Genomic DNA, 5,380 nt, shown 5'->3' with positions numbered 1-5,380 from the left:
GCCCGGCTCCACAACCTCGCCTTGACCGGATAGTGGATCTATGACGACGACTGCTGAGGAGCACATCTGAGATCACTTGCGGGACAGCCCTTAGCTGCCTTCACCCGGCGCTTGCGCGCGGCGAGCCCCTTGCCGGTCGTGTCCGGCGTCGGGACTTCCACACCCGCCCTAGCGGCACACGTCGCGCCCCTGGTGGACGCCGTCGTCATCGGCACCCCCGTCGTCCGCGCTCTGGCCAGCACCCCCGAACAAGCGCCGCAGCTGGTCGCCGCGTTCGCCCGCGCCCTTGCTTCGACGGCCGCCACAGAGCCGCGCGCCCGCTCCCCTACCCGCCACTGAGCAGTCGACAGGACCACAGCGCACGCCGCACCTCCCCCTACCCCTACCCCAGGACAAACCCATTTCAGATCAGCCCCAGTTCCGCGCCCTTTCCCTCGGCGCGGGAGTCCAATCCAGCACCCTCCTTGCCCTGTCAGTAGAAGGTTTCCTCCCCAAGGTCGACTACGCGATATTCGCCGACACCGGATGGGAGCCCCGAGCGGTTTATGCCCACCTTGACCGACTGGAAAGGGAGATAGCCGCCCCCGCGGGCATACCGGTACTTCGCGTGTCGGCCGGAAATATCCGCAGCGATGCTCTTAACCCCGATCACCGGTTCGCCTCCATGCCGCTGCATATCCTGAATCAGGACGGGCGACCTGGGATGACGCGGCGGCAGTGTACCGGCGAATATAAGGTGCGGCCGATCAAGCAGAAAGTGCGCGAACTTCTCGGCCGCCCCTACCCGAACCGCATACCAAAGGACGTTTTCGTCGAGCAGTGGGTCGGCATATCCACGGACGAATTCCATCGCGCGAAGGACGCGGACGTCAAGTACATGCGCAACCGGCACCCGCTACTGGACATGTCGTGGAGCAGGTCCGACTGCGTGCGCTACCTGACGTCATTCGGGCTCGCCGATACGCCGAAGTCGAGCTGCCTGGGATGCCCGTTCCACGGAAATGCGCAGTGGCGGCATATTCGAGATACCTCCCCGTCCGAGTGGGCGGACGTTGTCGAATTCGACGCGGCCATCCGGCAGGGCAATGCTCGCGCCAATGCGTCGGGCAGCCGATTGCTCGGCGAAGCATTCCTGCACCGCTCGCGCGTGCCGCTGAGCCAGGCGCCGATCGACCACGTCACCGCTGCCGAGCGGGCTGCCCTGCAGCTCAGCGCGGAGGAGGCCGAGGTCTTGGAGAGCGGTGTCGAGGACGGCTGCTCGCCCTGGGCGTGCCGCGGTGATGCCGAGGCGCTAACGCAGGACGGCTTCGGGCTGGCTACGTGATCCTCGACCTCTTCGCGGGGTCGGGCGGCTGGAGCAGGGCCCTGCAGGTCCTCGGCGTGCGCGACGTCGGGCTGGAATGGGACCAGTGGGCGTGCAAGACCCGATCGGCGGCTGGGCAGTTGACTATCCGGTGCGATGTGCCGAGGTATCCGGTCTGGCCGTTCGTCGGCCGTACCCGCGGTGTGATCGCCTCGCCGCCGTGCCAGGCGTGGAGCATGGCCGGCAAGCGCCTCGGCCTGCTCGACCAGCCGCTGGTGCACGAGGCGGTCGCCGACCTGGCCGTCGGCCGCGACACCCGCGAACGTCTCCTGGCCGCCTGCCGCGACGAGCGCTCCCTGCTCGCCGCCGAGCCCATGCGCTACCTCTACGCCCTGAACGCGGCGGGCGAGCCGGACTGGGTCGCCATGGAGGAAGTCCCGGACGTCCTGCCTCTGTGGAAGCAGTACGCCGCCGTCCTGCGCGGGTGGGGGTTCTCCGTCTGGTACGGGATCCTCAACGCCGCCGACTTCGGGATCCCCCAGACCAGGAAGCGGGCGATCCTCCTCGCCTCCCGCGTTCGGCCTGCACAGCCGCCCACGCCCACGCACGCCCAACTCGCCGAACCTGAGTCGCTGTTCGGCCCGGGCCGTACCCGCTGGGTCAGCATGGCCGAAGCCCTGGGATGGGGCGCGACCGACCGCCCCGTCCCCACCGTCTGCGCAGGCGGCGGGCCCGGCGGCGGGCCTGAGCCGTTCCCGTCGGGCTCCCGCAAGACGCTCTCCGACGCCCGCGAGCGCGGCACCTGGATGCCCCGGCCGGACGGGGCGGTCCTGCAGTCCCGGCGCGAAGGCGCGGGGTGGGCGGCCCGGCACGGCACCCGCGAGAACCGCAGCGCCGACGCTCCGGCGCCGACCCTCACTGCCGAAGCCCACCGCTGGTCCTGGTCCCTGCGCAGCAACAACCAGGCCAACGCCACCGTCCGGCCCCTGTCCGAGCCGGCCGGCACCCTGTTCTTCGGACACCGCGCGAACGAGTGCACCTGGGTCGCCGAGCCCGCCTCGCCGCCGACCGAGGAGGCCGCCACCCCGGCTGTCCCCGAGCCGATCCGGATCACCGCCCGCGAGGCCGGCCTCCTGCAGACCTTCCCGGCCGACTACCCCTGGGCCGGCAACAAGGGCCAGCAGTTCTCCCAGATCGGCAACGCCGTGCCCCCGCTGCTCGCCGGCCACCTCCTCGCCCCGCACCTCGGCCTCCCCCTCAATCCCGACGACTTCACCCTCGCCGCCTGATGCCCCGCACCCCCGAACCCGACGAAGACGACCTCGACACCCTCGTGTCCCCTCGACCGGTGTTCCACGTCGAGCAGGCCCTCCTAGGTGCTCTCCTCCTCGACCCGCACCGCCAGGACGACGTCAGCGGCATCGCCGCCAACTCCTTCTCCACCGCCGCCCACGCCGCCCTGTACGGCGCGATCACCACCCTGCCGCGACCCGACCCCGCCGAGCACGCGAAGAACACCCAGTGGCTCGACCGCGTACTCACCAAGGCCCAAGAGCAGGCACGCGGGCTGACCGCCTCCTACCTGCACACCCTCGTCCAGGTCTGCCCCTGGCCCCGCCACGCCCCCGCCTACGCCCGGATGGTCGAGGCCGGACACGCCCGCCGCCGCCTGCACACGGCCGCCGAACGCCTCATCCACACTGTCCACGACGCCTCCCTTCCCCACCCCGTCCAGACGGTGCTCACCGAGGCCGACGCACTCGCCGCGGTCGCGGACGACATCGCCACCCGCTTCCCGCCCCGCGCAGGCGTCCTGCCCCGCACGCCGGCACCGCCGCCACCCGCCGCACCGCACCCGGCAGAGGCCGCCGAGGAGGAGCAGCTCCTCCTCGCCACCGCCACGGCCTACCCCGCCGGCATCGACACCGTCCGGTGGCTGCTCCCCGACGACCTCACCGTGGCACTGCACACCGGTCTGTGGCAGTGCCTGACGGCCCTGGCCCGCCGCGGCGATCCCGTCGACCCCGTCACCGTCCTGTGGGAGGCCCAACAGCGCGGCCTGCTGAACGACGGAAGCGCACCCGACGAGGTCCTGCGCATGCTCGCCGAACCGGCCGGGTCCGCCGAGCACTGGGGCGAACGAGCCCTGCAGCGCTCCCTCCTGGCCACAGCCGAGCACACCGGCCGGCGCATCCAGGCGTACGCGGACGACCCGGCGAACACCCCGTTCCAGCTCGTCGTCGGCGCCCGCCGCGCCCTCGCCGACGTCGCCGCCGTCCGCACCCGGTGGCAGCACGCCACCGCAGCCACCCCACCGCAACTCCAGCGGCCCATGCCCACCACCCGCGCCGGACCGCCGACCAACCGGGCCGCGCCCACCGCCCGATCCTCACGAGCAACCCGGTAGCCCCCCGACGACACCGGTGGCCGGGTACGAAGGCCCGGCCACCGGCAGGACAGATGAGACCCCCACGTGACTCCCCCTATCGACGCCCACGTCCGCCTCGACACCCACCCCACCCACCCCAGCGCCGTACAGGCCGTCGTGACCGGCACCCAGGCCAGCATCGCCGTCATGGCGCTGGAGGCGGGCGGCTGGAGCGTCGCCGCCACAGACGTCCTGGTCCTGGCCCGCATCGACCACGAGGAGCCCTACTGGGCCAACGACGCCGTCACGCACCTCGTCGCCGAAGGCATCACCGTCGAGATCACCCCCGTCTCCAGCAGGCCATCGACGAGGAATGGACCTGGCCGAACTACCCGATGCCCTGGTGCACCCGCAGGGAGATCCGCGAGGTCTCCGACCAGGCACAGAAGATTCATGACGACATCCACCGCGGCCACCTCCTCATCCACGCCCACGCCCACGCCGGTGGAACCACCGTCGCGGTCGGCACCTACCTCCACCGGGGCGGGAAGTCCGTCTACCTGCACGGCGAGAACCACCTGCGTCAGATCGCCGACACCTTCGACTCACCCGCGCAGGCTCTGCTCGCCTTCGAGAAAGTTCACGCAGCCGAGAGGCGCCCCGGACAGGCACCCCTTACCGACACCGAACGCGAGGCCATCGCAGCTCGCTCCGTCTTCGACGTCACCACCGCCAAGTCCGCGCTCGTCCCCGCAAAGCCAGAGACCGTCCCGATCTACCTGGCAGACGCCGGCGACCACGACGCGCTCCTCGACACCTTCCTCGACGCCCACCGCGAGTTCGAGAAGTGGTGCACCTGGTCGGATGACACCACCCACGCCATCCACGAGTCGCAGACCCTGCGCATCGAGCACGTGCACGAAACCTCCGCCTACGAGACCGCCTGGACCGTGGCCGCCTACGAGACGCCCGTCTCCGAGCGCATGTGGGTACTCACCGCGACCGGCGCCACCCCCGCCCCGCTGCTGCGGGATCTGCTGACCCACCTCGCCGATGGCGAGGGCTGGGACACTGCCCTCGGCGCCCCGGTGAACGAGAAGATGGTCACCGCGGCCACCCAGCCGCTCTCCAGCGCCGGCTGGAAGCACACCGTGGACGGGCGATGGATCCGCTGGACGTCCTCCGACGGGAACGCGGGCATCCAGTTCGACGCCTTCGCCGCGCAGCACCCCAGCCAGAATCAGGCCACGTGGACCATCTGGGCCGGAACCAGCCCTGACCAGGGCAGACCCTCCTGGTCGATCACCGTGTCCCCGCAGACCCCGAGTTCGCTGCTCGCGAGCCTCTCTGAATTCCTCGCCCACAAGACCGGCACGCGCCAGGACCAGCCTCGCCTCCGGCCCGCCGGCTCCGGCGGTCACCGCCGACCCCTCCGCTGGCCGCTCACGCTGACCAGCAACCACGGGAGCGGGGCAACATAGCGCGGGAGCGCCGGTTGGCCAAACCGACAACCGCGGACCATAGATAGTCCACCGCCACTCCCGTCCGCACGTCGAAAGAAGCCCTCACGACCCCAGACACGATTCGAAGCGATACCCGCCCGGCGACGCGCAGCCCTAGGGGGTGTGTGATGTCGTGATCACGCGGTGGTCACGAGGCCTCCGGGACAGGCCGAACCGCAGAAATCAGCCCAACCAGTAGTGCTCGAC

Annotated in this window: 5 protein-coding genes; all 5 read left to right on the top strand. The window is 70.8% G+C overall.

Annotation, left to right across the window (positions count from 1 at the left end; genetic code table 11):
- Positions 1–66 precede the first annotated feature (66 nt).
- Entirely contained in the window at positions 67–339 is a 273-nt protein-coding gene (locus tag ACF09K_RS34245; protein WP_392249250.1) for a tryptophan synthase subunit alpha, read from the top strand.
- Between the two features lie 61 nt (positions 340–400).
- Positions 401–1,324, top strand: coding sequence for a hypothetical protein (locus ACF09K_RS34240; protein ID WP_392249249.1), 924 nt, complete (start codon positions 401–403; stop codon positions 1,322–1,324).
- Positions 1,321–2,592: a DNA cytosine methyltransferase gene (locus ACF09K_RS34235; RefSeq protein WP_392249248.1), complete on the top strand. Its 1,272-nt coding sequence runs from the start codon at positions 1,321–1,323 to the stop codon at positions 2,590–2,592. The genes ACF09K_RS34240 and ACF09K_RS34235 overlap by 4 nt, the downstream gene beginning before the upstream one ends.
- The gene (locus ACF09K_RS34230; protein ID WP_392249247.1) at positions 2,592–3,710 is read left to right on the top strand and encodes a DnaB-like helicase N-terminal domain-containing protein; all 1,119 of its coding nucleotides are present in this window, start codon (positions 2,592–2,594) and stop codon (positions 3,708–3,710) included. The genes ACF09K_RS34235 and ACF09K_RS34230 overlap by 1 nt, the downstream gene beginning before the upstream one ends.
- Before the next feature lie 356 nt (positions 3,711–4,066).
- Positions 4,067–5,152, top strand: coding sequence for a DUF317 domain-containing protein (locus ACF09K_RS34225; RefSeq protein WP_392249246.1), 1,086 nt, complete (start codon positions 4,067–4,069; stop codon positions 5,150–5,152).
- Positions 5,153–5,380 lie beyond the last annotated feature (228 nt).

The sequence above is a fragment of the Streptomyces sp. NPDC014882 genome (genome assembly GCF_043081325.1).
Lineage (GTDB): Bacteria > Actinomycetota > Actinomycetes > Streptomycetales > Streptomycetaceae > Streptomyces.
The sequence above is the reverse complement of the archived record's forward strand: the minus strand, read 5'-3'. Positions and strand labels throughout refer to the sequence as shown.